Origin of the sequence: Streptomyces sp. NBC_00289 (assembly GCF_041435115.1) — a bacterium.
Classification (GTDB): Bacteria; Actinomycetota; Actinomycetes; order Streptomycetales; family Streptomycetaceae; genus Streptomyces.
In genome coordinates, this window is the sequence record NZ_CP108046.1 from 7,466,629 (window position 1) to 7,492,246 (window position 25,618).

Sequence of the window (25,618 nt, forward strand, 5' to 3'; positions counted from 1 at the left end):
GTGTCGCCAGGTCAGGCGGGCGGGGGTCACACGGCTCCCTCGGTGCGGAGGGTGACCAGGTCGGAGGGGGTCAGGCCGAGTTCGGTCAGGACCGTGTCCGTGTCCGCGCCGTGCGGGCGGCCCGCCCAGCGGATCGCGCCGGGGGTGGCGGAGAGCCGGAAGAGGACGTTCTGCATGCGCAGCGGGCCCAGTTCGGGGTCGTCGACGGTGGTGACGGTGTCGAGGGCCAGGTACTGGGGGTCTGTCATCACCTCCCGTACGTCCTGGATCGGGGCCACCGCCGCCTCCGCCTTCTCGAAGGCGGCGAGGACCTCGTCGCGGGTGCGCTCGGCGATCCAGGTGCCGACCGCCGCGTCCAGCACGTCGCAGTGCTCGGCCCGTTCGGCGCCGGTCGCGAACCAGGGCTCGTCGATCAGCTCGGGGCGGCCCACCAGGTGCATCACGCGTTCCGCCACCGACTGGGCGGACGTGGAGACGGCCACCCAGTTGCCGTCCGAGGTCCGGTAGGTGTTGCGCGGGGCGTTGTTCTGGGAGCGGTTGCCGGTCCGGGGCTGGACGTGGCCGAGCTGGTCGTACCAGATGGGCTGCGGGCCGAGCACGGTCAGGATCGGTTCGATGATCGCCATGTCGACGACCTGCCCCTCGCCGGTGCGGTCGCGGGCGGCGAGTGCCGTCATGACGGCGTAGGCGGTGGCGAGCCCCGCGATGGAGTCGGCCAGGCCGAAGGGCGGAAGGGTCGGGGGCGCGTCCGGTTCTCCCGTGATCGCGGCGAAGCCGCTCATCGCCTCGGCCAGGGTGCCGAAACCGGGGCGGTGCGCGTACGGGCCGAACTGCCCGAAGCCGGTGACCCGGGTGAGGACCAGGCGCGGGTTGACGGCGGACAGCTCGGGCCAGCCCAGGTCCCATTTCTCCAGGGTGCCCGGACGGAAGTTCTCGATGATCACGTCGGCCGTGGCGGCGAGGCGCAGGAGGGTCGCCCGGCCGCCCCGGGTCGACAGGTCGAGGGTGATGGTGCGCTTGTTGCGGCCCAGGAGTTTCCACCACAGGCCCACCCCGTCCTTCGAGGGGCCGTGGCCGCGGGAGGGGTCCGGTTTCTTCGGGTGCTCGATCTTGATGACCTCCGCGCCGAAGTCGCCGAGCAGGGTGGCGGAGAGCGGACCGGCGAAGAGGGTGGCGAGGTCGAGGACGCGCAGGCCGGTCAGGGGCGGCGGGGCCGGGGGCTGCCGGGTCATGCGCCGCACCGCGCGGTGACCAGGTCCGGGTGCGTGCTGCCGGGCACGGCGGGGTGCGTCATGGGCGGGGTGCCTCCTGGGGCTGGGCGATGAGCGCGTGGGTGAGGTGGGCCAGGGTGTCGAAGCCGACGCCGTTGAAGTCGCCGACGCTGGTGGCCAGGCGGTTCTTGAGGGGAGCCGTCCACCGGTCGGGCAGGGCGGAGGGGGCGCCCGCGAGGAGACCGGCGATGCTTCCGGCGGTGGCGCCGTTGGAGTCGGTGTCCCAGCCGCCGGACACGGCACGGCAGACGGAGCCGGTGAAGTCGCCGTCCGCGTGGGTGAGGGCGGCGGCGATCAGGGCGGTGTTGGGGACGGCGTGGACCCAGTGGTGGGTGGCCGCGTGGGTGGCGTGCAGCTCGTCGACCACGGTGTCGAAGTCCTCGTGGGACGCGGCGAGCCCGATGGCGTGGCGGACGGCCCGGGCGAGCCGCGAGGCGGGCGGGACGACCGTGAGACCGGTGCGCAGACAGGCGTGGACGTCGTGGGTCGCGGTGGCGGCGGCGGCGATCACGGCAGCCGTGAACATCGCCGCGTGCACACCGCTCCCGGTGTGCGTGAGGGTGGCGTCCCGGTGGGCCTGTTCGGCTGCCGCCGCCGGGTCGCCGGGGTTGGTCCAGCCATGGATGTCGGCGCGGATCAGGGCGCCGATCCATTCGCGGAACGGGTTGCGGTGGCGGGCCGTGTGCGGGGGCTCCAGGCCGCACAGCAGGTTGCGGTAGGCGACGCGTTCGGCGGTGAACGTGCGGCCCGCGGGAAGTTCGTCGAGCCAGACGGCCGCCACGTCCGAGGTGCCGAAGTGCCTGCCGTGACGTTGCAGCAGAAGGAGGTTCAGGAGCGGGTAGTTGAGGTCGTCGTCCTCCGGCATGCCGTCGATGTTCTCGGCGAGCGAGGTGGGCGCGGAGCGGCGGTTCCACGGGTGGGCGGCGAGGAGTTCGGGTGGGACTCCGCGGGCCGTGAAGTAGGTGGTCAGGGGCCAGTTGCCGGTGGCCGCGGCGAGTCGGCGGATGCCGTCCAGCGGGAGCTTCTCGACGGGTTTGCCCAGGAGACAGCCGACGGCCCGGCCCAGCCAGGCGGCCTCCAGGCGGAGCGCTGTCGGGGTGGCGGACGCGGACTCGTCGGGCTTCGCCGGCCAGTCGGGGCACAGGGCCCTGATCCGCGGCAGGTCCGTCGGTTCACGGTCGCTCAACCCGCTGGGCAGGTCCGCCAGTTCGTCGAGCAGGTCCTCCGCGAGCAGCCGCAGGTATCGGGACACCGGATGCGGTGACGCGCCCGCCCGCAGCGGGGCCTCGTCCCCGCCGGCCGCCCGCCAGCGTGCGGCGACCGCCGACGGTTCGCGGCCGTCCAGGGCCGCCTGGCGCAGTTCGTGGCCGAGCAAATCCTCCGGCTGGACCCAGGTCAGTCGGAGCATCTCGGGCCTCCCGGCGCGGCTTCCGCGGGCTCCGTACCGACCAGTCCGGCGAACGCCGTCTCGTGGGCCCGGCGGCACCGGACGTCGCGGTCGAAGATCTCCCGGGTCACGTCCGTGAGCGTCCTGGCCGGCTCCCACAGGTCCAGACGGCTGGCCTCCGCCACCGTCTTCGCCCAGTCCTGCGGGACCGGTGAGCCCAGTGCGCCCGCCAGCGCGCCCGCCATGGTGGCGATCGAGTCGCAGTCGCGGCCGTAGTTGACCGCGCCGAGGACCGCGTGACGGTAGTCGCCCTTGGCGACCAGCAACATGCCGAGCGCGACCGGGAGTTCCTCGATCGTGTGCAGGCGGGACGGACGGCGGGCGCCCAGGGAGGGGGCGCGGTAGTCGGGGCCCACCGTGTCGTAGGGCGCCACCGCCTCCCGCAGCGGTGTCAGCGCCGACTCGAAGTCCGTGTGGCGGCACGCCACTTCACAGACCTTCTCGACCGCAGTCCGGGTGCCGTCCTTCGCCAGGGACAGACAGGCGGTCACGACCGAGTCCGGGGTCGCGCCCGGTGCGCTCGCCGCCGCCACCGCCGCCGCGAAGACGGCCGCCGCCTCGCGGCCGTACGAGGACTGGTGCGCCCCGGCGACGTCCAGCGCCTCGGTGTACGCGCCCGCCGGGTGGGCCGCGTTGACCAGGCCGACCGGTGCCATGTACATCGCCGCACCGCAGTTCACGATGTTGCCGGTGCCTGCCTCGCGGGGGTCGACGTGGCCGTAGTGGAGCCGGGCCACCAGCCACTTCTCCGCCAGGAAGATCCGGTGCAGCGGGAGGGCCTCCGACTCCAGCTCCGGGATCCAGCGGGGTGTCGTCATCAGGTCCGGGACCAGGTGGTCCGCGATCGCGTACGCGTCGAGGTGGTCGCGGACCCGCGCGTACACCCGTACCAGCGCATGCGTCATCAGGGTGTCGTCGGTGACGTGGCCGTCACCCTTGTGGTACGGCGCGACGGGGCGGGCGGTGCGCCAGGCGTCGCCGTTCCACGGGCCGACGACACCGTGGACGCGGCCGCCGTGCCGTTCGAGGATCTGCTCGGGGGAGTAGCCCTCGACGGGGCCGCCCAGCGCGTCGCCGACGGCGGCTCCGACGAGTGCTCCGGTGATCCGCTCCTCCAGGCTTTCCGCCCGGGTTTCTTCGCTTTTGAGCGTCATGCCCAGAATCATGCTCCTGGTGATGCCGGTTGCGTGGCTACCAGGAGCCCGGCGAGTTCCACCAGGTCCGTACCGGTGAGCCGGGGGAGTGCGCAGCCCGAGAGCGTGCGGCAGGTGTCCCGCCAGGACGCCGGGATCGACTCGCCGCCGCCGAGCGCGCCGGTCAGGGCGCCCGCCAGGGCCGGGGCGGAGTCCGCGACCCGGGACAGACAGGCCGCCGCGGGGACGGCCTCCGCGATCCGGCCGCCGGCGGCGGCGGCCAGGGCCAGGGCGACCGGGACCGTCTCGGCGGCCGCGATGCCGTAGCTGTAGACGTGGTCGACGATGCCGTGCTCGAGCAGGGGAACCGCGGCGAAGGCGCTGTCCGCGTCGAGCGCCAGTTTCAGGGCCTCGCGCGCGTTGCGCCCGATCTCCGTCTCCTGTGGCAGTTCGGCGAGCGCCACCGCCACGCACTCCTCCACCTCCGCGCCGACGAGGGCGCGGGCGAGGGCCGCCGCCATCGCCCGTGCTCCGTGCACGCCGTCACCGTCCTGGGTGTAGCGGGCGTCGAACTCGGCGAGTTCGGCGGCGAGTCGGGGGTCGCCGGGGTGGGCCACGGCGAGGACGCAGGCCCGTACGCAGGCCGCGTCGTCGAAGTAGTGCGGGTTGTCGTGGCCGGTGGCGGGCGGGCGCAGACCGGTGGCGAGGTTGCCGAGGCCAGCCCGGACGGAGATGCGGGCGCGCATCGGCAGTACCGCCGACTCGATCTCGGGGGCGCGTGCGGCCGCCGCGGCCACCTCGCTCGCCAGGGCGTTCCAGGTCAGGTCGATCGCGGCGCGGGTCCTGCGTTCCCGGCTCAGGTCACCGAGCACGCTGTCGTTCCCGGCCAGCAGCAGGGCCTCGGCCGCGAACACCGCCCACTCGGCGTCGTCGGAGGGGCCGAGGCGCAGCGGCTCCGGGGGCTGGTTCAGCGCGATCGGCACGGGGAGGGTGGTCGTCGCGTTCTGCTCCGCGAAGGTGTCCAGCTCGCGGGTGAGTCGGCGGGTCCACTCGGGCATGCGCGCGGCCCGGTGCCGTGCGGCGGGCCAGCCGGCCGCGTCGCCCGCGGCGAGTCCCAGCAGGAGCCCCTCGACGCGCCGCGTCACGGCCGCACCTCGGCGTCGTCCGCGGTCAGCACGTACGCGGCCGGGTCGGGCGGCGGCCAGGCGTCCTGCCGTACGAGATCCTCCTGACGGACGAGACCCTCACGCCGTACGCGCTCCTCGTGCCGTACGGCGGCGGGGTCGCCCGTGGTGGTGTTCGCGCCCCACTTCACGCTCTCGTCCGGCGTGAGGAGTTCGGCGACGTCCAGGATGTGGTGGCCGGTCATGGAGGGGAGGCAGCTGCCGCGGGTCGGGCCGATGGCGGCCGCCCAGTCCGCGGGGATGGCGGAGACACCCTGGGTCGCGCCGGCCAGGGCGCCCGCGACCGCCGCCGTGGTGTCGGCGTCGCGGCCCATGTTCACCGCGGTCAGGACGGCCTCCCTGAAGTCGCCGTCGGCGGCCGCGTACGCGCCGAAGGCGAGGGCGACCGCCTCGGGCGCCAGGTCGGTCCAGGGGTAGCCGCCGATGACGACGGCGGAGCGGACCGCGCGTTCGCCGAGGTGGGCCACCGCCACGGCCCGGCGCAGTGAGCGTGCCGTCCAGGAGTCGTCGGGCACGACGGCGAGGGCCGAGGCCACGACCGCCACCGTCGGCGCGCCCGCCATGGCCGCCGCGACGCCCGCCGCCACCGCCTGGCCGCCGTAGATGCCCTCGCCTTCGTGGCTCACCGAACCGTCGATCGCCACCAGCCGGGCCGCCTCGGCGGGGCGCCCGGCCGCGAACACGCCGAAGGGCGCGGCCCGCATGGCCAGGCCGTCGCTCCAGGCGTGCCGGTGCTGGGCCGAGATGGGGGCGGCGAGGCCCCGGCGCAGGTTCTCGAGGGTGCCGCGCTCGCTGAAGCCCGCGCCCCGGAAGCGGCCCTCGTCGCGGTCGGCGATCCACTCGTGCCAGGCCGCCTCGACATGGGCCGTGGTCAGCGCGGAGCCGTGCCGGGCCAGCAGGAGGCCGGAGAAGATCGCGTACTCGGTGTCGTCGGTGCCCGCCGGGTGCTCGGCGACGTACCCGGTGATCCGGCCCCAGCGGGCGCGGATCTCGGAGGGCTTCAGGTTCTCCGCCGGTGCTCCGAGAGCGTCCCCGACGGCGAGGCCGAGCAGCGCGCCGCGTGCCCGATCACGGAGTTCGGCGGCGTTCCCGGACGCGGGGCCGGAGGGAATGCAGGCGATCGATGCCATCGCGGCGTCTCCTCTCAAGGGCGCCTCTGCAGGCGTCTCAAGGGTGTGGACCCCCTTGCGGAACTGTCCCCGGTGCGGTCTTCGCCGCAGCCTCGCGCGCCGCGGTTCACCCGGTCGACATCTGTGCGGACCCTCTATCGGATGAGCGTCCGAGGGCAAAGTCGCAGGTTAGCCCAGCCTTTCCTAGCTGGCGGGACGGAATGGCGGGGCGTACCTTGAGTGTTGTAAAAAAGTAGAACTCGTCCAAACTTAGCTTTGCCTAAGCTTTCCTGGGGGACCGCATGGCCATCATCGAGACCGAAGCCGCGCTGCACGAGGCGCACCGTGACAACCACACGCACCGGGATGTGACCGGCGGCTGGCTGCGCCCCGCCGTCTTCGGCGCGATGGACGGTCTGGTCTCCAACCTCGCCCTGATGACCGGTGTCGCGGGCGGTTCGGTCGGTCAGCAGACCATCGTCATCACCGGGCTCGCGGGCCTGGCGGCCGGCGCCTTCTCGATGGCCGCCGGCGAGTACACCTCCGTGGCCTCCCAGCGTGAACTGGTCGAGGCCGAGCTGGACGTGGAGCGGCGGGAGCTCAGGAAGCACCCCAAGGACGAGGAGGCCGAGCTCGCCTCCCTCTACGAGGCGCGAGGTGTGGAGCCCGAGCTCGCCCGCGAGGTGGCCCGGCAGCTGTCGAAGGACCCCGAGCAGGCCCTGGAGATACACGCCCGGGAGGAGCTCGGCATCGACCCCGGCGACCTGCCCTCGCCGCTGGTCGCGGCCGTGTCGTCGTTCGGCGCCTTCGCACTCGGCGCGCTGCTCCCGGTGCTGCCGTATCTGCTCGGGGCGACCGCGCTGTGGCCCGCCGTACTGCTGGCGCTGTTCGGACTCTTCGCCTGCGGTGCCGTGGTGGCCAGGGTGACGGCACGCAGCTGGTGGTTCAGCGGGCTGCGGCAGCTCGCGCTCGGAGGTGCGGCGGCCGGTGTGACGTACGCCCTGGGCGGGTTGTTCGGAACGGCCGTAGGATAGATCGGCTGGAACTTATGCGATGGGCCGCATAAGTAGCCGTTACTCGCTGGTTTCGAACGGTTAACCACCGGGCATGAGCCGTAAGCGCTGTGGGCAATGAGGCCTGCCGCGTACCCGCGGGACGGGCGACGACGTCCTCCCCGCCCACGGTCCGAAGGACACTGATCTGTCCGCATCGGCCCCCATAGCTTCCACCTCCGGGCGCGATACCCCGCCGTGCACCCGTGGTGTCCGCATGTTGGAACGGAGTATCCGGTTCCCGAGAACCGCTCCATCATGTAACCTGCACGAAATTTTGCACTCACGCAGAGGGCCAACGTCGTCCCTCGGCACATGCATATGCCAGAGACGACGACGGGAGAGCCGATGCGTACGCCGCGCCAGCCGTCCCAGCACTCCGCGAATGGCCAGAAGTGGTCCTTCATGGATGCTCGCCCTGCTGCGCAGGGTATGTACGACCCCCGCAACGAGCACGACGCCTGCGGCGTCGGCTTCGTGGCCACCCTCACCGGCGAGGCGAGCCACGCGCTGGTCGAGCAGGCGCTCACGGTTCTGCGCAACCTGGAGCACCGCGGCGCCACCGGCTCCGAGCCCGACTCGGGCGACGGCGCGGGCATCCTGTCCCAGGTGCCCGACGCCTTCTTCCGTGAGGTGGCCGAATTCGAGCTGCCCGCGGCCGGCGCGTACGCCGTCGGCATCGCCTTCCTGCCCGAGGACGGCCTCGCCACTTCCGTCTCACAGATCGAGACGATCGCCGCGGACGAGGGCCTCACCGTGCTCGGCTGGCGCGAGGTCCCGGTCGCACCCGGACTGCTCGGCGCCACCGCCCGCTCGACGATGCCCGCCTTCCACCAGATCTTCGTGGCCGACGCCGCCGCGTCGCCCGCCACGGGCATCGACCTCGACCGCAAGGCGTTCGTGCTGCGCAAGCGCGCCGAACGCGAGGCCGGCGTCTACTTCCCGTCGCTGTCCGCGCGGACCATCGTCTACAAGGGCATGCTGACCACCGGCCAGCTCGAGCCCTTCTTCCCGGACCTGTCCGACCGCCGCTTCGCCTCCGCGATCGCGCTCGTGCACTCCCGGTTCTCCACGAACACCTTCCCCTCGTGGCCGCTCGCCCACCCGTACCGCTTCGTCGCGCACAACGGCGAGATCAACACGGTCAAGGGCAACCGCAACTGGATGGCCGCCCGCGAGTCCCAGATCGTCTCCGACCTGTTCGGCGACCAGGACAAGATCGAGCGGATCTTCCCGATCTGCACGCCCGACGCCTCCGACTCCGCGTCCTTCGACGAGGTGCTCGAACTCCTGCACCTGGGCGGCCGTTCACTGCCGCACTCCGTGCTGATGATGATCCCGGAGGCGTGGGAGAACCACGACTCCATGGAGTCGGCCCGGCGCGCCTTCTACCAGTTCCACTCCACGATGATGGAGCCCTGGGACGGCCCGGCCTGCGTCACCTTCACCGACGGCACCCAGGTCGGTGCCGTGCTCGACCGCAACGGCCTGCGTCCCGGCCGCTACTGGGTCACCGACGAGGGCCTCGTCGTCCTCGGCTCCGAGGTCGGCGTCCTCGACATCGACCCCGCGAAGGTCGTCCGCAAGGGCCGGCTGCAGCCCGGCCGGATGTTCCTCGTCGACACCGCCGAACACCGCATCATCGAGGACGACGAGATCAAGGCCGGCCTCGCCGACGACAAGCCCTACGCGGAGTGGCTGGAGGCCGGCGAGATAGAGCTCTCCGACCTCCCCGAGCGCGAACACATCGTGCACACGCACGCCTCGGTCACCCGCCGCCAGCAGACCTTCGGCTACACCGAGGAAGAGCTGCGCATCCTCGTGGCGCCGATGGCCAAGACCGGGGCCGAGCCGATCGGCTCGATGGGCACGGACTCGCCCATCGCCGCGCTGTCCGAGCGCCCCCGGCTGCTCTTCGACTACTTCACCCAGCTGTTCGCGCAGGTCACCAACCCGCCGCTGGACGCCATCCGCGAGGAGCTCGTCACCTCGCTGCGCTCCTCGCTCGGCCCGCAGGGCAACCTGCTCGACCCGAGCGCCGCGTCCTGTCGCAGCGTCCTGCTGCCCTTCCCGGTCATCGACAACGACGAGCTGGCCAAGCTCATCCACGTCAACGCCGACGGCGACATGCCGGGCTTCAAGGCCGCGACCCTCTCCGGCCTCTACCGGGTCTCGGGCGGCGGCGACACCCTCGCCGCGCGCATCGACGAGATCTGCGCCGAGGCCGACGCCGCCATCGACAACGGCGCCCGGCTGATCGTCCTCTCGGACCGCCACTCCGACGCCGAGCACGCGCCGATCCCCTCGCTGCTGCTCACCGCGGCCGTGCACCACCACCTCATCCGCACCAAGCAGCGCACCCAGGTGGGCCTGCTGGTCGAGGCCGGTGACGTCCGCGAGGTGCACCACGTGGCCCTGCTGATCGGCTTCGGCGCCGCCGCCGTGAACCCCTACCTGGCGATGGAGTCGGTCGAGGACCTGGTCCGCGCCGGCACCTTCCTGCCGGGTGTCGAGCCCGAGCAGGCCATCCGCAACCTGATCTACGCGCTCGGCAAGGGCGTCCTGAAGGTCATGTCCAAGATGGGCATCTCGACGGTCGCCTCCTACCGCGGCGCCCAGGTCTTCGAAGCGGTCGGTCTGGACGCCCAGTTCGTCTCCCGGTACTTCAGCGGCACGGCCACCAAGATCGGCGGCGTCGGCATCGACGTCATCGCCAAGGAGGTCGCCGCCCGTCACGCCAAGGCGTACCCGGCCAGCGGCATCGCGCCCGCGCACCGCGCCCTCGACATAGGCGGCGAGTACCAGTGGCGCCGTGAGGGCGAGCCGCACCTGTTCGACCCGGAGACCGTCTTCCGTCTCCAGCACTCGACGCGCGCCAACCGCTACGACATCTTCAAGAAGTACACGGACCGCGTGAACGAGCAGTCCGAGCGGCTGATGACGCTGCGCGGCCTGTTCGGCTTCACGTCCGGCGTCGAGGGCCGTCAGCCGATCTCCGTCGACGAGGTCGAGCCGGTCAGCGAGATCGTCAAGCGCTTCTCCACCGGAGCCATGTCGTACGGCTCCATCTCCAAGGAGGCGCACGAGACCCTCGCCATCGCCATGAACCAGCTGGGCGGCAAGTCCAACACGGGTGAGGGCGGCGAGGACGCGGACCGGCTGTACGACCCGGCGCGCCGCTCCAGCATCAAGCAGGTCGCCTCCGGCCGCTTCGGTGTGACCTCCGAGTACCTGGTCAACGCGGACGACATCCAGATCAAGATGGCCCAGGGCGCCAAGCCCGGCGAGGGCGGCCAGCTGCCCGGCCACAAGGTCTACCCGTGGGTCGCCAAGACCCGGCACAGCACCCCCGGTGTCGGTCTGATCTCCCCGCCGCCGCACCACGACATCTACTCCATCGAGGACCTCGCCCAGCTGATCCACGACCTCAAGAACGCGAACCCGCAAGCGCGGATTCACGTCAAGCTGGTCTCCGAGGTCGGTGTCGGCACGGTCGCCGCGGGTGTCTCCAAGGCGCACGCGGACGTCGTCCTCATCTCCGGCCACGACGGCGGCACGGGCGCCTCCCCGCTCACCTCGCTCAAGCACGCGGGCGGCCCCTGGGAGCTCGGTCTCGCCGAGACCCAGCAGACCCTGCTGCTCAACGGCCTGCGGGACCGGATCGTCGTCCAGACCGACGGCCAGCTCAAGACCGGCCGGGACGTCGTCATCGCCGCGCTGCTCGGCGCCGAGGAGTTCGGTTTCGCGACCGCGCCGCTCGTCGTCTCCGGCTGCGTCATGATGCGGGTCTGCCACCTGGACACCTGTCCGGTCGGCATCGCCACCCAGAACCCGGTCCTGCGCGAGAGGTTCGCCGGCAAGGCCGAGTACATCGTGAACTTCTTCCGGTTCATCGCCGAAGAGGTCCGCGAGATCCTCGCCGAGCTGGGCTTCCGCTCCATCGAGGAGGCCGTCGGCCACGCCGAGGCACTCGACGTGACCCGCGCCGTCAACCACTGGAAGGCGCAGGGCCTGGACCTGACCCCGCTCTTCTACGTGCCCGAGCTGCCCGAGGGCACGGCGCTGCACCGGGTCGTCTCGCAGGACCACGGCCTGGAGAAGGCGCTCGACAACGAGCTGATCAAGCTCGCCGCCGACGCCCTCGCCGCGGACTCCGCGACCGACGCCCAGCCGGTGCGCGCCCAGGTCGCCATCCGCAACATCAACCGGACGGTCGGCACCATGCTCGGCCACGAGGTGACGAAGAAGTTCGGCGGTGCGGGCCTGCCCGAGGACACCATCGACATCACCTTCACCGGCAGTGCCGGTCAGTCCTTCGGCGCCTTCCTGCCGCGGGGTGTCACCCTGCGCCTGGAGGGCGACGCCAACGACTACGTCGGCAAGGGTCTCTCCGGCGGCCGTGTCGTCGTCCGCCCCGACCGGGGCGCCGACCACCTCGCCGAGTACTCGACCATCGCGGGCAACACCATCGCCTACGGCGCGACCGGCGGCGAACTGTTCCTGCGCGGCCGTACCGGCGAGCGGTTCTGCGTCCGCAACTCCGGCGCGACCGTCGTCTCCGAGGGCGTGGGCGACCACGGCTGCGAGTACATGACGGGCGGTCACGCGGTCGTCCTCGGCGAGACGGGCCGCAACTTCGCGGCCGGCATGTCCGGTGGCGTCGCGTACGTCATCGACCTGAACCCCGACAACGTCAACGTGGGCAACGTCGACGCGGTCGAGGAACTCGACGACACCGACAGGCAGTGGCTGCACGACGTGGTGCGCCGGCACGCCGAGGAGACCGGCTCGACGGTCGCCGAGAAGCTGCTCGCCGAGTGGACCGAGTCCGTGGAGCGCTTCAGCAAGATCATCCCCAGCACGTACAAGGCAGTGCTCGCCGCCAAGGACGCCGCCGAGCGAGCCGGTCTCTCCGAGACCGAGATCACCGAGAAGATGATGGAGGCGGCGACCAATGGCTGATCCCAAGGGCTTTCTCAACCACGGGCGCGAGGTCGCCAAGTCCCGCCCGGTCGAGGTGCGGCTGAAGGACTGGAACGAGGTCTACGTCCCCGGCTCCCTGCTGCCGATCATCAGCAAGCAGGCCAGCCGCTGCATGGACTGCGGCATCCCGTTCTGTCACAACGGCTGTCCGCTCGGGAACCTGATCCCCGAGTGGAACGACTACGCCTACCGCGAGGACTGGGCGGCCGCCTCCGAGCGCCTGCACGCCACGAACAACTTCCCGGAGTTCACGGGCCGGCTGTGCCCCGCTCCCTGCGAGTCGGCGTGTGTGCTCGGCATCAACCAGCCGCCGGTCACCATCAAGAACGTCGAGGTCTCGATCATCGACAAGGCGTGGGAGACCGGTGACGTCGCCCCGCAGGCGCCCGAGCGCCTGTCCGGCAAGACGGTCGCGGTCATCGGCTCGGGCCCGGCGGGCCTCGCCGCCGCCCAGCAGCTCACGCGGGCCGGTCACACGGTCGCCGTCTACGAGCGCGCGGACCGCATTGGAGGCCTTCTCCGGTACGGCATCCCCGAGTTCAAGATGGAGAAGCGGCACATCAACCGCCGTATCGAGCAGATGCGCGCGGAGGGCACCCGCTTCCGTACGGGCATCGAGATCGGCCGCGACCTCAAGGCGACCGACCTGAAGAAGCGGTACGACGCGATCGTCATCGCCGCCGGCGCGACGACCGCCCGTGACCTCCCGGTCCCCGGCCGTGAACTCAAGGGCATCTACCAGGCCATGGAGTACCTGCCGCTGGCCAACAAGGTGCAGGAGGGCGACTTCGTGGCGCCCCCGATCTCGGCCGAGGGCAAGCACGTCGTGGTCATCGGCGGCGGCGACACCGGCGCCGACTGCGTGGGCACGGCCAACCGTCAGGGCGCGGCCTCCGTCACGCAGCTGGAGATCATGCCCCGCCCGGGCGAGGAGCGGAACGCGGTGTCCCAGCCGTGGCCGACCTTCCCTATGCTCTACAAGGTCACCAGCGCGCACGAGGAGGGCGGCGAGCGGGTGTACTCCGTCTCGACCACCCACTTCGAGGGCGACGAGGACGGCAACGTCCAGTGGCTGCACCTCAGCGAGGTCGAGTTCGTCGAGGGCAGGCTGACCCCGAAGCCGGGCACGGAGCGCACGATCCCCGCCCAACTCGTCACCCTCGCCATGGGCTTCACCGGCACCGACCGGGACAACGGCCTGGTGGACCAGTTCGGCCTGGACCTCGACGAGCGCGGCAACATCGCCCGCGACGACGACTTCCAGACCAACGTGCCGGGCGTGTACGTCGCCGGAGACGCCGGCCGCGGTCAGTCGCTCATCGTGTGGGCGATCGCCGAGGGCCGTTCGGCGGCGCGCGGGGTGGACCGCTTCCTCACCGGCGCCAGTGAACTGCCGGCCCCGATCCGACCGACGGACCGCTCACTGATGGTCTGACGGTTTCCGAGGCACCCGCCTCGACAGACGTTACGTACAAAGGCGTACGGAACACCAGACGGCGCCTGCCCCTGTCCCCGACCGGACGACGGGCAGGCGCCGTCGCACGTCTACCGGCCCGGACCCGCGTGCAGGCCCTCGAACCTCACGGCCGCGTCCTCGCTGTACGCCCCGACCCGGCCCGCCCGGTACGGCCGTTCGGCGTCCGTGAAGGTCACCAGCTCCTCCCCGCCCACCAGCACGGCGAGTTCCGCACCGCGCTGCTCCACCCGCACGTCGTACCAGCCGCCCACCGGGTACGCGCGCCGTCCCGTCGCCAGGAAGCGCTGGCCGCCCGGATAGGCCGGGTCCCGCTTGCCGAGCTCCCAGCCGTTGGGTTTCAGGGTGACGTAGTAGAAGTGCTCGGGGTCGGTGTACGCCCACACCAGCCATGGCACCTCCCACGGGTTCGGGTCCGGGTCGCGCAACTGCCGGACGGTACGCATCCGGGCCTCGAAACGTACGTCCGCGTACGAGGCCGTGCTCACCACCAGACCCGCGTGCGTGGTGCCGGGGTCCTCGGCGGGCTTCGGCGACAGGGACAGGCTGTGGTCGTCGCCCACGTTGGTGCCGTGGCCGTTGAACACCGACACCCAGCGGCCGTGCGTGGAGCCGTCGACCCAGGGTGTGGGGGGCGGCTCCCGGTCCGGCTGGCACCGGCTCAGCGCGAGCGCGAGGACGGCACCCAGCGCGACAGCCAGCGCCACGCCGGCCAGGGCCCGGCCCCCGCGCCCCGGCGGGACCACGGGGCCCCGCCCGCGGGGGCGCGGGAGTGGCGGTGTCATGCCGCCGAGTACGGTCCGGGCGCGGTCACCGTGACCGGTACGTCGGCCGCGAAGTCCTCGGTCAGCTGGGCGAGTACGCGTGCCGCGGCCCGCCCGTCGCCGAACGGGTTGCCCGCGCTCGCCATCCGCCGGTACACGACGGGATCGTCGAGCAGTTCCTCGGCGGCACCGAGGATGACCTCCGGATCGGTGCCGACCAGCCGGGCCGCACCGGCCTCGACCGCCTCCGGCCGCTCGGTGGTGGTCCGCAGCACCAGCGCCGGCTTGCTCAGGCTCGGCGCCTCCTCCTGGATGCCGCCGGAGTCGGTGAGGACGAGGTCGCACTCGGCCAGCGTCGCCGCGAAGTCCAGGTAGCCGAGCGGCTCGACCAGCGAAATGCCGTCCTGCCCGGCCAGTTCGGGCAGCAGCACGTCGCGGACGGCGGGGCTCTTGTGCAGCGGCAGCACGATCTCCACGTCCCCGCGTCCGGCGAGCCCGCGCAGCGCCCGGCCCATGCCCCGCATCCGCTCGCCCTGGTTCTCCCGCCGGTGCAGGGTCACCAGGATCCGGCGGGCATCGGTACGGAACGCGGAACTGCCGGTGCCCTCGGCCAACACCCACAGCAGATTGTCGATCACCGTGTTGCCGGTGGTGAAGACCTGCTCCGGGCAGACACCCTCGTCCGTCAGATGCCGGGCGGCGCGGGCCGTCGGGGCGAAGTGCCAGCGGGCGATGCGCGCGATCAGGCTGCGGTTGAGCTCCTCCGGGAACGGGTTGTCGGGGACACCGGTGCGCAGTCCGGCCTCGACATGGGCGACCGGGATCTTCTCGTAGAAGGCGGCCAGCGCGCCGGCCAGCGCGGTCGTGGTGTCCCCCTGCACCACGACCAGGTCCGGCCGCTGCTCCCGCATCACGTCACCGAGGCTTCCCATGAGGCGCGCGGTCAGGTCGGACAGCCGCTGGCGGCTGCGCATCACGTCGAGTGAGATCCGTACGTCGACACACAGCAGCCCGAGCATCTGGTCGAGCATCTCGCGGTGCTGGCCGGTGGTGACGACGATCGGCTCGAACCGCGCTCCGTCGGCCATCGTCCGCGCCACCGGCGCCAGTTTGATCGCTTCCGGCCGGGTCCCGAGCACGAGCATGGCGCGTACGGGCACGGCTGACGGATCTGTGGACATGGGTCCCCCTAGGGCGTGCGCGGTCGAGCGACCGCGCGAGATGAGAGAAGAGGTATGGAGCGAAAGCGGAGAGACATCAGGAGAGGTCGGAGGAAGGAGCGCGGAGGGAGGCCGGCCGGGCGCGGCCCGGGCTTTCAGGTGCGCGCGGTCTTCAGCCAGGTGCGTTTGCCGGTGAGCGTCCGCCAGAAGCCCCACCAGCCGGCGGCGAACCAGATGTAGCCGTAGAAGACGAAGGCGTGGGCGAGCAGCACCGACCGCACCAGGCCGAGGTCCCGTTCCCGCTTGGCGTAGACGAAGCCGTAGGCGTACGCGGTGGTGAAGGAGAGCAGGTACGGGCCCAGCAGCCACATGGGTGAGACGAGCGGGTGTCCCAGCCGCACCGAGGCCACGACGGTGGCTCCGAGGGCGACGAGGAACGAGAGCGGCAGCAGCGAGGTGAGCAGGATGAGTACCGGGCTGGACAGGTGGTACAGGAGGTCCAGCGCCGCCCGGGTCGGCACGTCCCGCAGGATCAGCGGGACGAGGCCGGCGGACTGCAGATGGCCCTGGAACCAGCGGGATCGCTGGCGGATGAGGCGCCGCAGGCTGAGTACGGCCTGCTGGGAGACCGCCGCGGTGGTGCAGTGCTGGTTGGTCCAGCCCTTGGCGATCAGCCGGACCCCGAGGTCGAGGTCCTCGGTGAGGCTGTCGCTCCAGGGGCCTTCCCCGTCGAGCGTGTCGAGCGCCGACAGCCGCATGAACTGTCCGTTGCCGCCCATGCCCACGCTGCCGATGAAGCGGCGTGCGCTCTGGAAGACGTCGCCGTAGACCACGAACTCCATGTCCTGCATCCGGGCGAGCAGTCCCAGGTGCCGGTTGTACATCCGGACGCAGACCTGGACGGCGCCCGTCCGAGGGTCGTCGAAACAGGGGTCGACCGACTGCACGACGTGCGGATCGAGGCGGCCGTCGGCGTCCACGACACACAGGACCACGTCGTCGGGGTCACGGCCGGCGAGCAGCCCGGACTCCCTGAGGTGCCGCACCCCGTCGTTGAGAGCGGCGCCCTTGCCCCGGCGGGCGTTCGGCGGGGTGCGCCGGTGCAGCCGCACCAGGTGCGGATCGGCGGCCAGGGCGATCTGGGAGGTGCGGTCGTCCGAGCCGTCGTCGATGACCAGTGCCAGGAAATTGCCCGCGGGCAGAGAGGTGATGCGCGCCAGGCTTTCGGAAAGCACCTGTTCCTCGTTGAGGCACGCCAACAGGAATACGTAGAACCGTTCTCTTCGCTGGGTTCTGGAGCGTCGAATTCTCCGTCTGGAGAGCATGAACAAGCTGGTGTTGTAACAGCCGGCCAGGACGATCAAGGTGATGCTCGACCAGAGGAGCAGCTCATTGATCATGGTCGCTCCCGGATTCGACCTGTGTGGTCGTCCGGCCGCTGAGCGAGCGCCGACGTATCCGTGTCCTGGCCAGCAATATCAGGCATGCGGCCAGGCAGTAGAGCAGGAATCCGGCGCCGGCCGTTTCCTGTAAGGCTTTAGCCAAAGGCAGTCCTGGTACCGCTTCCGGCGCGGCCATCGCCCCTGCCAGGGGCAGCAGTGCCCCCAGAGCGGGTCGTCCGTACATTGTCCCCCCACGCTTTTTCCTACGCGTCCCCAACGCGCGAAAGTGAAGGTAGCAGACCTTCGAGTCGACTCAGACGAAGATCAGAAAAAAGGACAAGTGTGATCATTGGGTGGCCTGTGATGAACCTTTTCCGGAGGCTGTCGAACCTTCCGGGATTCATCGCTCGCGCCGTTGACAGGCTTCCGGAATCACCAGAAGAATCGGTGACTTCTTGCCTGCGAAAGACTTTGCCGATGAAAGGCAAAGTGGGGGGAACCACTGTGAGACCAGTAAACCGTCCTCGGCGACGAGGATTCCCGAGATTCTCCATTTTTCTGCTACTCGTCGCCGCGCTGCTGAGCGGTACTTTCCTGGCCGCCGGAGCCCAGGCCGCCGGGCGCGGCCACCGGCACGCGGGCGAAGCCGCCGGCACCGCCTCCGGAATGAACCGGATCGACCTCAAGGGCTGGGCGAAGGCACAGCTGAAGGCCGAGAAGGCGCGCCACGAACAGCCGCGCACCCGGCTCGCCACACCCACCACCCCGCTGAGCGCCGCCTCGTCACCGCTCGCCGCCGCCTCCGCGGTCGGCCGGCAGGCAGCGCTCCTGGCTCCGGCCGCCGTGGCCGCCGATGCCACCCCGAGCGCGCTGGTGCTCTACGACACGGCGGGCCCCTACGGGCAGCTGGGCGAGCTGTACGCGATGGCCGCCGCCAACCTCGCGGGCCACTTCGGCACCGTGACGGCCAAGCCCGTGTCCCAGTACACCGCGGGCATGCTCGGCTCGTACTCGGCCGTGGTCTACATCGGCTCGACCTACTACTGCTGCGACGTCCCGGACGCGGTACCGGCCGCCTTCTACCAGGACGCGCTCACCACCACCAAGCCCGTGACCTGGATGGGCGCCAACATCTGGAACATGGCGAACGCCGTCGGCGTGACCCAGTTCACCCAGAAGTACGGCTGGGACCCGACGACGTCGTACTACGAGGACGGCGGTTCGGTCGGTACCGTGACGCAGGTGTCGTACAGGGGGCAGACCCTCACCCGGAAGGTCCCGGCCGGACAGGACGGCGGCGTGCTGCGCCCCAACGTCCTGACGGGGCCCGGCTACCCGGCCGTCACCCGGGTCGCCGAGGGGCTGGACTCCTCGAACGGGCACACCTTCGGCTGGGCGGTGCGCTCCTCCAACCTCACCTACGTCGGTGAGATCCCCTTCGGCTACGTCTCCGAGAGCGACCGCGTCATCGCCTTCGAAGACCTGCTCTTCGACGCCCTGGCACCGGCCACCGCCGAACGGCACCGCGCGGTCGTACGCCTGGAGGACATCAGCCCCCACTCGGATCCCGCCGAACTCCGGACCATGGCCGACTACCTCTACGCGCAGCGCATCCCCTACGGCATCAACGTGATCCCGGTGTACACGGACCCCAAGGGCACCTACAACGACGGGGTCCCCGAGACGTCCACGCTCGCGCAGAAGCCGCAGGTGGTCAGCGCGCTCAAGTACATGCTGGCCCGGGGCGCGGTCCTGATGAACCACGGCTACACCCACCAGAACGGCAGCACGGCCAACCCCTACAACGGCGTCACCGGCGACGACTTCGAGTTCTACCGCGCCCACGTGGACGCCTCGGACAGCGTCGTCTACGACGGTCCGGTCGCCGGGGACTCCGCCACCTGGGCGCAGAGCCGGGTCACCAGTGCGCTGGCCGCGTTCACCCTGGCGGGTCTGCCGAAACCGGCCCTGTGGACCACCCCGCACTACGCGGGATCGGCCACCGACTACAAGGTCTTCAGCTCGAACTTCTCGGCCCGTCTGGAGCGTTCGCTGTACTTCGCCGGAACGCTGAGCGGTGCGACCGCGGATCCGAACCGGTTCATCGGACAGTTCTTCCCCTACGTGGTGCGTGATGTGTACGGGACCAAGGTGCTGCCCGAGAACATCGGCAACTACGAGCCGGAGGCGTACAACAACCATCCGCCGAGGCTGCCCGCCGACCTCGTCGCCTCGGCCAAGGCCAACCTCGCCGTCCGGGACGGCGTGGCCAGCTTCTTCTACCACCCGTACTTCCCGGTCCAGCCGTTGAAGGACACCATCGACGGCATCAGGGCACTCGGCTACACCTTCGTCAGCCCGACGGCCCTGTGAGGGCCGAGACGACCAGGAGGGGGACCGTCGCCGTGCTGGCGGCGGTCCTCCTCGCCGCCTCCGCCTGCACGGGCGACGGCACGGGCACGGGCCACCCGGGCGGAACGCGCGCCCCGCACCCCGGCCCCGGTACGGGAACCGCGGCGATGCGCGGTGTCACCCTGCCCTCCTGGTACCGCACCGACTACGACAGCCCGGCCGCCGAGCGCTATCTGCGGGACATCAGGGCGACCGGGGCACGCTGGGTCACCTTCACCCCGACCTGGTACCAGCGGCGGCCGGAGGACACCGCGCTGCGTCCCACCGAGGAGACCGCGAGCGACGCGAGCCTGCGGGGGATCGTGCGCCGCGCGCACACGGCCGGCCTCAAGGTCATGGTCAAACCGCACGTGGACCTGCCCGGTGACCTCGACCGCGCCGAGATCCGCCCCCGCGACCGGACCGTCTGGTTCGCCGCCTACCGGCGCTTCATCACCCACTACGCGGACCTCGCGGCGGACACCGGCGTCGAGCAGTTCGCGGTGGGCACCGAACTCGCCGGCGTCTCCGGCGACCGGGCCGCCTGGAGCCGGGTCGTCGGGGAGGTCCGCGACCGGTACCCGGGGCCTCTGACCTACGCGGCCAACTACGACGAGTACGAGAAGATCCGCTTCTGGAAGGAGCTCGACCTCATCGGCATCGACGCCTACTGGCCCCTGACCGGCGGGCCCACCGACGACACCGCCCGGCTGCGCCGCGCCTGGGCGCCGATCCGCGAGCGGCTCGCCGCCTACGCCCGGCGCCAGGACCGGCCGATCCTGTTCACCGAGGCGGGGTACGTCAGCCAGCGTGGTGCGACGGCCGCCCCCTACGCCTGGGACGTCAGCCGTCACACCGGAGACGCCGAACAGGCCGCCGCCTACCGCGCGTTGCTGGACTCCTTCACGGGCCGGCGGTGGTGGGCCGGCGTGTGCTGGTGGATGTGGGACGACTGGCCGGACAGCGGGGAGACACCGGCCCGGCTGGCGTACACCCCGCACGGGAAGCCGGCGGAGGGCGTGCTGCGGGAGAAGTGGGACGGAGACTGAGCTCTCCAGGGTCGCTATCGGTGGGTCGGGTCCGCGACCGGTGGGTCGGGTCCGCCACGGTCGGGCGGGGCGTCGGCGGATGGCGGCTCGCGGCCGACGCCTGTGGGTCCCGAGCCGACGCCTGGCGGGACGCCCAGCCGACGTCTCTCGGCGCGCCCGGTCAACGCCTGCCGGACCCGGGCCGAAGCTGCCGGGACCCCCGGTCGTAGCTGCCGGGACCCCGGCCTAAGTGGCCCGGACGCCGGTCGCAGCTGCCGGGATCCCGGCCGTAGCTGCCCGTACCCCGGCCGAAGCTGCCGGGCCCCGGCAGCTCAGCCGTTCAGGGCCGTCACCTTTCCGAGGGCCAGGACCGCCAGCAGCACCAGCACGCCCACGCACACCCCGGCGTGCACCAGGGAGCGCCGGGGGCCGCGGGGAGCGTACGCGTACGCCAGCGTCACCACCGCGCCGGCCAGCAGACCTCCGAGGTGGCCCTGCCAGGAGGTGAGACCGGCGGAGATCAGCAGCCACAGCAGCAGGCCCGCGATGAAACGGTTGACCGCGCCCATGTCGGCGCCGAGCCGGCGGGCCATGACGTAGTACGCGGCGCCCAGACCGAAGATGGCGCCGGACGCGCCGATCGTGGGGGTGCCCGGTGCCGTCAGCAGCACCAGGACCGAGCCGCCCAGCGCGGACAGCAGGTACAGGGCGACGAAGCGGACGCGGCCGAGCTGGGCCTCCACCACCCGGCCGAGGTTCCACAGCGACACCATGTTCATCACGATGTGCAGGATGCCGAAGGTCCCCTCGGTGGGCGGCAGATGCAGGAACGCGCCGGTCAGCAGGCGGTACCACTCCCCGTCCACGACTCCCTCGGGACGGAAGCCGGCGGGATAGGACTGCTGCCACACATAGTGACCGCCGTCCGGGCCCGTGAGCCCGGCTCCCAGCATGCCGAACCGGTCCACGATCGCCGGACGCACCAACTCGCCCAGGTACGCGAGCAGGTTGAGCCCGATCAGGACGTACGTCACCATGGGCGCCGCGGTGATCCGGCCGCCGAACGCGGTCCGCGGCCGGCGCACCGACCGCGCCCCCTCCTTGACGCACTCCACGCACTGGTGGCCGACGGCCGCCTCGCGCATGCAGTCCGGGCAGATGTACCGGTCGCAGCGGGTGCAGCGGACGTGGGACTCCACCCGGGGATGGCGGTAGCAGGTGGTGACGGTGGCTTCGGACTCGGCGGACTCCACGGCCGGCTCTCCTCATGGGGGTCGGGACTGATGACGAGCCGGTGGGAACGGCGGCGATCAAAATAGCGAACGCCGGGGCAGGGGGCGGGAAGCGGGGCCGGGGTGACGTAACCTCGGCGGCAGTTCCGGTGATCCAGGGGGAGTCCGCATGGCCGCGATCAGTCTGAGCAAGGTGGAGGAGACCGCGCCCGCGCTGGTCAGCCTGTACAAGAGCGCCGGTGTCTCGCTCGTCAAGCACGGCCTGGGCGGGCAGCGCGCGGCCGTCTACCTCGTCGTCGACTACTCGGGCTCCATGAAGCCGTACTACCAGGACGGCAGCGTCCAGGCGCTCGCCGACCGGGTGCTCGGGCTGTCCGCCCACCTGGACGACGACGGGACCGTACCGGCCGTGTTCTTCTCCACGGACGTCGACGCCGTCACCGAGATCGCGCTCGCCGACCACCAGGGCCGCGTCGAGCGGATCGTGGCCGGTCTCGGGCACATGGGCAAGACCAGCTACCACCTGGCGATGGACGCCGTCATCGACCACTACCTCGACAGCGGGTCGGGGGACCCCGCCCTGGTCGTCTTCCAGACCGACGGCGGGCCGATCAACAAACTCGCCGCGGAACGCTACCTCTGCAAGGCGGCGAAGCTGCCGCTGTTCTGGCAGTTCATCGGCTTCGGGAACCCGCAGAGCAAGCAGTTCGACTTCCTGCGCAAGCTCGACGAACTGGCCGTACCGGACCGGCGGGCCGTCGACAACGCCGGGTTCTTCCACGCGGGCGCCGACCCGCGGAAACTGTCCGACGCCGAGTTGTACGACCGGCTGGTGGGCGAGTTCCCCAAGTGGCTGGTGGCCGCGCGGGCGCAGGGGATCGTCCGGGCGCGGGCCTGCCGCGGGCGGCCGCCGTCACCGAACCGGCGGCTCGCCGAACCGGCGGCTCGCCGAACCGGCGGCTCGCCGCCGGGCCGAGGAGCACCGCGAGGTCAGCGGCGGCGACCCGGATCGCCGAGCACGAGAGCCCGGCACGTCCGGGGGTCGCCCCAGGCGGTACGCAGGGCACGGGCCTTGCCCAGCCAGAGAGAGAGGTCGTACTCCGCCGTGTAGCCGATCGCGCCGTGCAGCTGCAGGGCCGTACGGGCGGTGGCGTACGCCGCCTCGCAGGCGGTGAGGTGGGCGGCGGCGACGTCGGCGGGGGTCATCGTCAGCGCGGCGCCGAAGACCAGGGGGCGCGCGAACTCCAGCGCGATCTTCGCGTCGGCCAGCTGGTGCTTGACGGCCTGGAACGAACCGACCGGAACACCGAACTGGGTGCGCTGCCCGACGTACGCGACCGTTCTGTCCAGCAGCGCGAGACCGACCCCGAGTGCCTGGGCGGCGGTGGCGAAACGCGCCCAGGTGCGGGCGCGGGCACCGGCCGCGGCGACCTGCGGGCCGGACGCGAGGAGCTCGCCGCCGGGCGGAAGGACGAAGAGCCTGCGGGCGGGGTCGAGCGAGGGGCACGGGTCACCGGGCACTCCGGCCAGGCGCAGCTCGGCCCGCCCGGCCGCTTCCCCCGCCCCCGGCGGCCGGGCCCGGACGCCCTGGTCCGACACCGCCAGCCGTACGTCCGCCGCGTCCGCGTCCAGCGCGTACGGCCCCGCCGCCAGGGTCGCCGTCGACGCGCCCGAGGCCAGCGCGGGCAGCAGACGCCGGGCCGGACCGGGGTCGTCCAGCCCGGCGAGCAGCGCCGCCGCCGCGACCGTCTCCACCAGCGGGCCCGGCACCGCGTGCCGGCCCAACTCCACGAAGGCGACGCCGAGTTCGACGGTCCGTGGGCCCAGACCCTCGTACGTCTCCGGCACCGCCAGCGCGAACACCCCCGCCCCGGCGATCCTGGACCACAGCGCACGGCCGGCCGCCCGCTCGCCGCGGCTCCAGTCCCGGACCACCGCCGGTGTGCCGGCCGCCGTCAGCATCGCGTCCAGCGAATCCGCGAACGCCCGCTGTTCGGTGTCGAGGAGGAAGCGCATCACCGGCGTCCCTTCGGCAGGCCGAGCAGGCGCTCGGCGATGATGTCGCGCTGGATCTCGTTCGTGCCCGCGTAGATGGGGCCGGCGAGCGCGAAGACGTAGCCCTCGGCCCAGTCGGTGCCCGCCCACTCCGCCTGCTCGCCCAGCAGGTCGAGGGCCGTCTCGTGCAGCGCGATGTCGTACTCGGACCAGAAGACCTTGTTCAGGCTGGACTCCGGGCCGAGCGACTCGCCGTCCAGGAAACGGGAGGCGGCCGCGTAGGTGAAGAGCTGGTAGGCGCGGGCGCCGATCAGCGCGTCCGTCACCCGGTCGCGGGCCCAGTCCGGACAACCCGCGGTCCGCCACAGCCGGTGCAGCCGCTCCGCCGCGGCCAGGAAACGGCCGGGGGAGCGCAGGGTGAGCCCGCGCTCGTTGCCCGCCGTCGACATGGCCACGCGCCAGCCCTGGCCGGGCTCGCCGACGAGGTCCTCGTCCGGCACGAACACCTCGTCCAGCGTCAGTTCCGCGAACGCCGGTTTCCCGTCGAGGCGCGCGATGGGCCGGACCGTGACACCGGGCGCGCGCAGGTCGAACATCAGGTACGACAGGCCCTGGTGGGGCTTGGCCGCGGCCGGATCGGTGCGGAACAGGCCGAACGCGCGGTCGGCGAAGGCTGCCCGCGACGACCACGTCTTTCGGCCGCTCAGCAGCCAGCCCCCGGACGTGCGGACGGCCCTGGAGCGCAGGGCGGCCAGATCCGAACCCGCCTCCGGCTCCGACCACGCCTGCGCCCAGATCACCTCGCCGCGCCCCATCGGCGGCAGCACCCGGGCTCGCTGCTCCTCGGTGCCGTGGTCGAAGAGGGTCGGCGCGAGCAGGCTGACGCCGTTCTGGCCGACCCGGCCCGGCGCGCCCGCCGCGTAGTACTCCTCCTCGAAGGCCAGCCAGCTCAGCAGTCCCGCGTCGCGCCCGCCGTACACCGCCGGCCAGGACACCACCGACCAGCGGTCCGCGGCCAGTTCCGCCTCCCACACGCGGTGCGCCGCGAAACCCTCCTCGCTCTCCAGGGAGGGCAGCGGGCCGGCCGGCACATGCGCGGTGAGCCAGGCGCGGGCCTCGGCCCGGAAGGCCTCGTCGGCGGGGGAGTGCGTGAGGTCCACGGGCACCGTCCTTCGCGCTCGTCCTTCCCTAACAAGTGTTTGGTAGGTTAGCTTGAGGGCATGACAGACGTCGAGGGTCCGGCGTACGTACCCGGACACGGACTGCTCAGCGGACGCACCGCCGTCATCACCGCGGCGGCAGGCGCCGGAATCGGCGGCGCGACCGCCCGCCGGTTCCTCGAAGAGGGCGCGCGCGTGCTGGTCAGCGACGCGCACGCGCGGCGGCTGAAGGAACACGCGGCCGAGCTGGCCGGGGAGTTCGGCTCCCGGGCCGTCGGCGCGGTGCCGTGCGACGTCACCGACGAGACGCAGGTGCGTGGGCTCTTCGAGACCGCGGTGCGTGAGCACGGCGGGCTGGACATCGTCGTCAACAACGCGGGACTCGGCGGGACCTCGACCCTCGTCGACATGACCGACGGCCAGTGGTCGAAGGTGCTCGACGTGACCCTGAACGGCACCTTCCGCTGCACCCGGGCCGCGCTACGACTGCTGAAGGAGGCCGGGACGGGCGGCGTGATCGTCAACAACGCCTCCGTCGTCGGCTGGCGCGCGCAGGCCGGGCAGGCGCACTACGCCGCCGCGAAGGCCGGGGTGATGGCGCTGACCCGGTGCGCGGCACTGGAGGCGGCGGAGTACGGCGTGCGGGTCAACGCGGTCTCGCCCAGCCTCGCCGTGCACCCGCACCTGGCGAAGGTGACCACCCCCGAGCTGCTGGCCGAGCTGACCGGGCGTGAGGCCTTCGGCCGCCACGCCGAGCCGTGGGAGGTGGCCAACGTGATCGTCTTCCTGGCCTCCGGATACTCCTCGTACATGACGGGCGAGGTCGTCTCCGTCAGCTCCCAGCATCCCTAGG

At 71.8% G+C, this 25,618-nt stretch carries 17 protein-coding genes and 1 pseudogene; 7 read left to right on the top strand and 11 right to left on the bottom strand.

Going from position 1 to position 25,618, the window contains the following annotated elements; all coding sequences use genetic code 11:
* Window positions 1–26: 26 nt before the first annotated feature.
* From OG985_RS33760 to OG985_RS33780, 5 genes are read right to left on the bottom strand one after another with little or no spacing between them, the layout of a single operon-like run.
* Window positions 27–1,232 carry a CaiB/BaiF CoA transferase family protein gene (locus OG985_RS33760; protein WP_371672141.1) on the bottom strand — a complete coding sequence of 402 codons (1,206 nt, stop codon included), beginning with the start codon at window positions 1,230–1,232 and terminating at the stop codon, window positions 27–29.
* 58 nt (window positions 1,233–1,290) lie between these two features.
* Window positions 1,291–2,679, bottom strand: a complete 1,389-nt coding sequence (locus OG985_RS33765) for an ADP-ribosylglycohydrolase family protein (RefSeq protein ID WP_371672142.1) — start codon at window positions 2,677–2,679, stop codon at window positions 1,291–1,293.
* Entirely contained in the window at window positions 2,667–3,872 is a 1,206-nt protein-coding gene (locus tag OG985_RS33770) for an ADP-ribosylglycohydrolase family protein (RefSeq protein WP_371672143.1), read from the bottom strand. The genes OG985_RS33765 and OG985_RS33770 overlap by 13 nt, the downstream gene beginning before the upstream one ends.
* A gap of 8 nt (window positions 3,873–3,880) precedes the next feature.
* Complete coding sequence (locus tag OG985_RS33775; RefSeq protein WP_371672144.1) at window positions 3,881–4,996, bottom strand: ADP-ribosylglycohydrolase family protein; 1,116 nt, start codon at window positions 4,994–4,996, stop codon at window positions 3,881–3,883.
* The gene (locus OG985_RS33780; protein ID WP_371672145.1) at window positions 4,993–6,165 is read right to left on the bottom strand and encodes an ADP-ribosylglycohydrolase family protein; all 1,173 of its coding nucleotides are present in this window, start codon (window positions 6,163–6,165) and stop codon (window positions 4,993–4,995) included. Before OG985_RS33780 ends, OG985_RS33775 begins: the two co-directional genes overlap by 4 nt.
* A 281-nt stretch (window positions 6,166–6,446) precedes the next feature.
* On the opposite strand from OG985_RS33780, the gene OG985_RS33785 reads away from it, so the two are divergent.
* The 3 genes from OG985_RS33785 to OG985_RS33795 all read left to right on the top strand — a co-directional run bounded on the left by OG985_RS33785 (window position 6,447) and on the right by OG985_RS33795 (window position 13,614).
* Window positions 6,447–7,178: a VIT1/CCC1 transporter family protein gene (locus OG985_RS33785; protein ID WP_371672146.1), complete on the top strand. Its 732-nt coding sequence runs from the start codon at window positions 6,447–6,449 to the stop codon at window positions 7,176–7,178.
* Between the two features lie 366 nt (window positions 7,179–7,544).
* Entirely contained in the window at window positions 7,545–12,158 is a 4,614-nt protein-coding gene (gene gltB / locus OG985_RS33790) for a glutamate synthase large subunit (protein WP_371672147.1), read from the top strand.
* On the top strand, window positions 12,151–13,614 hold the full coding sequence (locus OG985_RS33795; RefSeq protein ID WP_371672148.1) for a glutamate synthase subunit beta: 1,464 nt from the start codon (window positions 12,151–12,153) through the stop codon (window positions 13,612–13,614). Before gltB ends, OG985_RS33795 begins: the two co-directional genes overlap by 8 nt.
* Before the next feature lie 110 nt (window positions 13,615–13,724).
* On the opposite strand, the gene OG985_RS33800 is transcribed toward OG985_RS33795, so the two are convergent.
* From OG985_RS33800 to OG985_RS33810, 3 genes are all read right to left on the bottom strand, one after another.
* Window positions 13,725–14,438 (bottom strand): calcium-binding protein, encoded by a 714-nt coding sequence (locus OG985_RS33800; RefSeq protein WP_371672149.1) that lies wholly within the window; start codon window positions 14,436–14,438, stop codon window positions 13,725–13,727.
* The gene (gene wecB / locus OG985_RS33805; protein WP_371672150.1) at window positions 14,435–15,598 is read right to left on the bottom strand and encodes a non-hydrolyzing UDP-N-acetylglucosamine 2-epimerase; all 1,164 of its coding nucleotides are present in this window, start codon (window positions 15,596–15,598) and stop codon (window positions 14,435–14,437) included. The genes OG985_RS33800 and wecB overlap by 4 nt, the downstream gene beginning before the upstream one ends.
* Before the next feature lie 134 nt (window positions 15,599–15,732).
* Window positions 15,733–16,977 carry a glycosyltransferase gene (locus tag OG985_RS33810; protein WP_371672151.1) on the bottom strand — a complete coding sequence of 415 codons (1,245 nt, stop codon included), beginning with the start codon at window positions 16,975–16,977 and terminating at the stop codon, window positions 15,733–15,735.
* Between the two features lie 648 nt (window positions 16,978–17,625).
* On the opposite strand from OG985_RS33810, the gene OG985_RS33815 reads away from it, so the two are divergent.
* Complete coding sequence (locus tag OG985_RS33815) at window positions 17,626–19,332, top strand: DUF2334 domain-containing protein (protein ID WP_371672152.1); 1,707 nt, start codon at window positions 17,626–17,628, stop codon at window positions 19,330–19,332.
* A 32-nt stretch (window positions 19,333–19,364) separates the two neighbouring features.
* On the top strand, window positions 19,365–20,399 hold the full coding sequence (locus OG985_RS33820) for a hypothetical protein (protein WP_371672153.1): 1,035 nt from the start codon (window positions 19,365–19,367) through the stop codon (window positions 20,397–20,399).
* A 311-nt stretch (window positions 20,400–20,710) separates the two neighbouring features.
* Here OG985_RS33820 and OG985_RS33825 read toward each other — a convergent pair whose 3' ends face one another.
* Window positions 20,711–21,631: a rhomboid family intramembrane serine protease gene (locus OG985_RS33825; protein ID WP_371672154.1), complete on the bottom strand. Its 921-nt coding sequence runs from the start codon at window positions 21,629–21,631 to the stop codon at window positions 20,711–20,713.
* Between the two features lie 148 nt (window positions 21,632–21,779).
* Between OG985_RS33825 and OG985_RS33830 the strand changes: the two are divergent.
* A pseudogene (locus tag OG985_RS33830) lies at window positions 21,780–22,496 on the top strand (VWA domain-containing protein); the annotation flags it as partial.
* Window positions 22,497–22,600: 104 nt separating this feature from the next.
* Here the strand turns inward: OG985_RS33830 and OG985_RS33835 are convergent.
* Window positions 22,601–23,626: an acyl-CoA dehydrogenase family protein gene (locus tag OG985_RS33835; RefSeq protein WP_371672155.1), complete on the bottom strand. Its 1,026-nt coding sequence runs from the start codon at window positions 23,624–23,626 to the stop codon at window positions 22,601–22,603.
* Complete coding sequence (locus tag OG985_RS33840; protein ID WP_371672156.1) at window positions 23,626–24,765, bottom strand: acyl-CoA dehydrogenase family protein; 1,140 nt, start codon at window positions 24,763–24,765, stop codon at window positions 23,626–23,628. The genes OG985_RS33835 and OG985_RS33840 overlap by 1 nt, the downstream gene beginning before the upstream one ends.
* A gap of 60 nt (window positions 24,766–24,825) precedes the next feature.
* Between OG985_RS33840 and OG985_RS33845 the strand changes: the two genes are divergently transcribed.
* Window positions 24,826–25,617: an SDR family oxidoreductase gene (locus tag OG985_RS33845; protein ID WP_371672157.1), complete on the top strand. Its 792-nt coding sequence runs from the start codon at window positions 24,826–24,828 to the stop codon at window positions 25,615–25,617.
* Window position 25,618: the final 1 nt, after the last annotated feature.

What these genes read in the sequence shown, in the direction of transcription:
- OG985_RS33760 (WP_371672141.1), bottom strand. Translation starts at nt 1,232, where the DNA reads ATGACCCGGCAGCCCCCGGCCCCGCCGCCCCTGACCGGCCTGCGCGTC.
- OG985_RS33765 (WP_371672142.1), bottom strand. Translation starts at nt 2,679, where the DNA reads ATGCTCCGACTGACCTGGGTCCAGCCGGAGGATTTGCTCGGCCACGAA.
- OG985_RS33770 (WP_371672143.1), bottom strand. Translation starts at nt 3,872, where the DNA reads ATGACGCTCAAAAGCGAAGAAACCCGGGCGGAAAGCCTGGAGGAGCGG.
- OG985_RS33780 (WP_371672145.1), bottom strand. Translation starts at nt 6,165, where the DNA reads ATGGCATCGATCGCCTGCATTCCCTCCGGCCCCGCGTCCGGGAACGCC.
- OG985_RS33785 (WP_371672146.1), top strand. Translation starts at nt 6,447, where the DNA reads ATGGCCATCATCGAGACCGAAGCCGCGCTGCACGAGGCGCACCGTGAC.
- gltB (WP_371672147.1), top strand. Translation starts at nt 7,545, where the DNA reads ATGCGTACGCCGCGCCAGCCGTCCCAGCACTCCGCGAATGGCCAGAAG.
- OG985_RS33795 (WP_371672148.1), top strand. Translation starts at nt 12,151, where the DNA reads ATGGCTGATCCCAAGGGCTTTCTCAACCACGGGCGCGAGGTCGCCAAG.
- OG985_RS33800 (WP_371672149.1), bottom strand. Translation starts at nt 14,438, where the DNA reads ATGACACCGCCACTCCCGCGCCCCCGCGGGCGGGGCCCCGTGGTCCCG.
- wecB (WP_371672150.1), bottom strand. Translation starts at nt 15,598, where the DNA reads ATGTCCACAGATCCGTCAGCCGTGCCCGTACGCGCCATGCTCGTGCTC.
- OG985_RS33810 (WP_371672151.1), bottom strand. Translation starts at nt 16,977, where the DNA reads ATGATCAATGAGCTGCTCCTCTGGTCGAGCATCACCTTGATCGTCCTG.
- OG985_RS33815 (WP_371672152.1), top strand. Translation starts at nt 17,626, where the DNA reads ATGAACCGGATCGACCTCAAGGGCTGGGCGAAGGCACAGCTGAAGGCC.
- OG985_RS33835 (WP_371672155.1), bottom strand. Translation starts at nt 23,626, where the DNA reads ATGCGCTTCCTCCTCGACACCGAACAGCGGGCGTTCGCGGATTCGCTG.
- OG985_RS33845 (WP_371672157.1), top strand. Translation starts at nt 24,826, where the DNA reads ATGACAGACGTCGAGGGTCCGGCGTACGTACCCGGACACGGACTGCTC.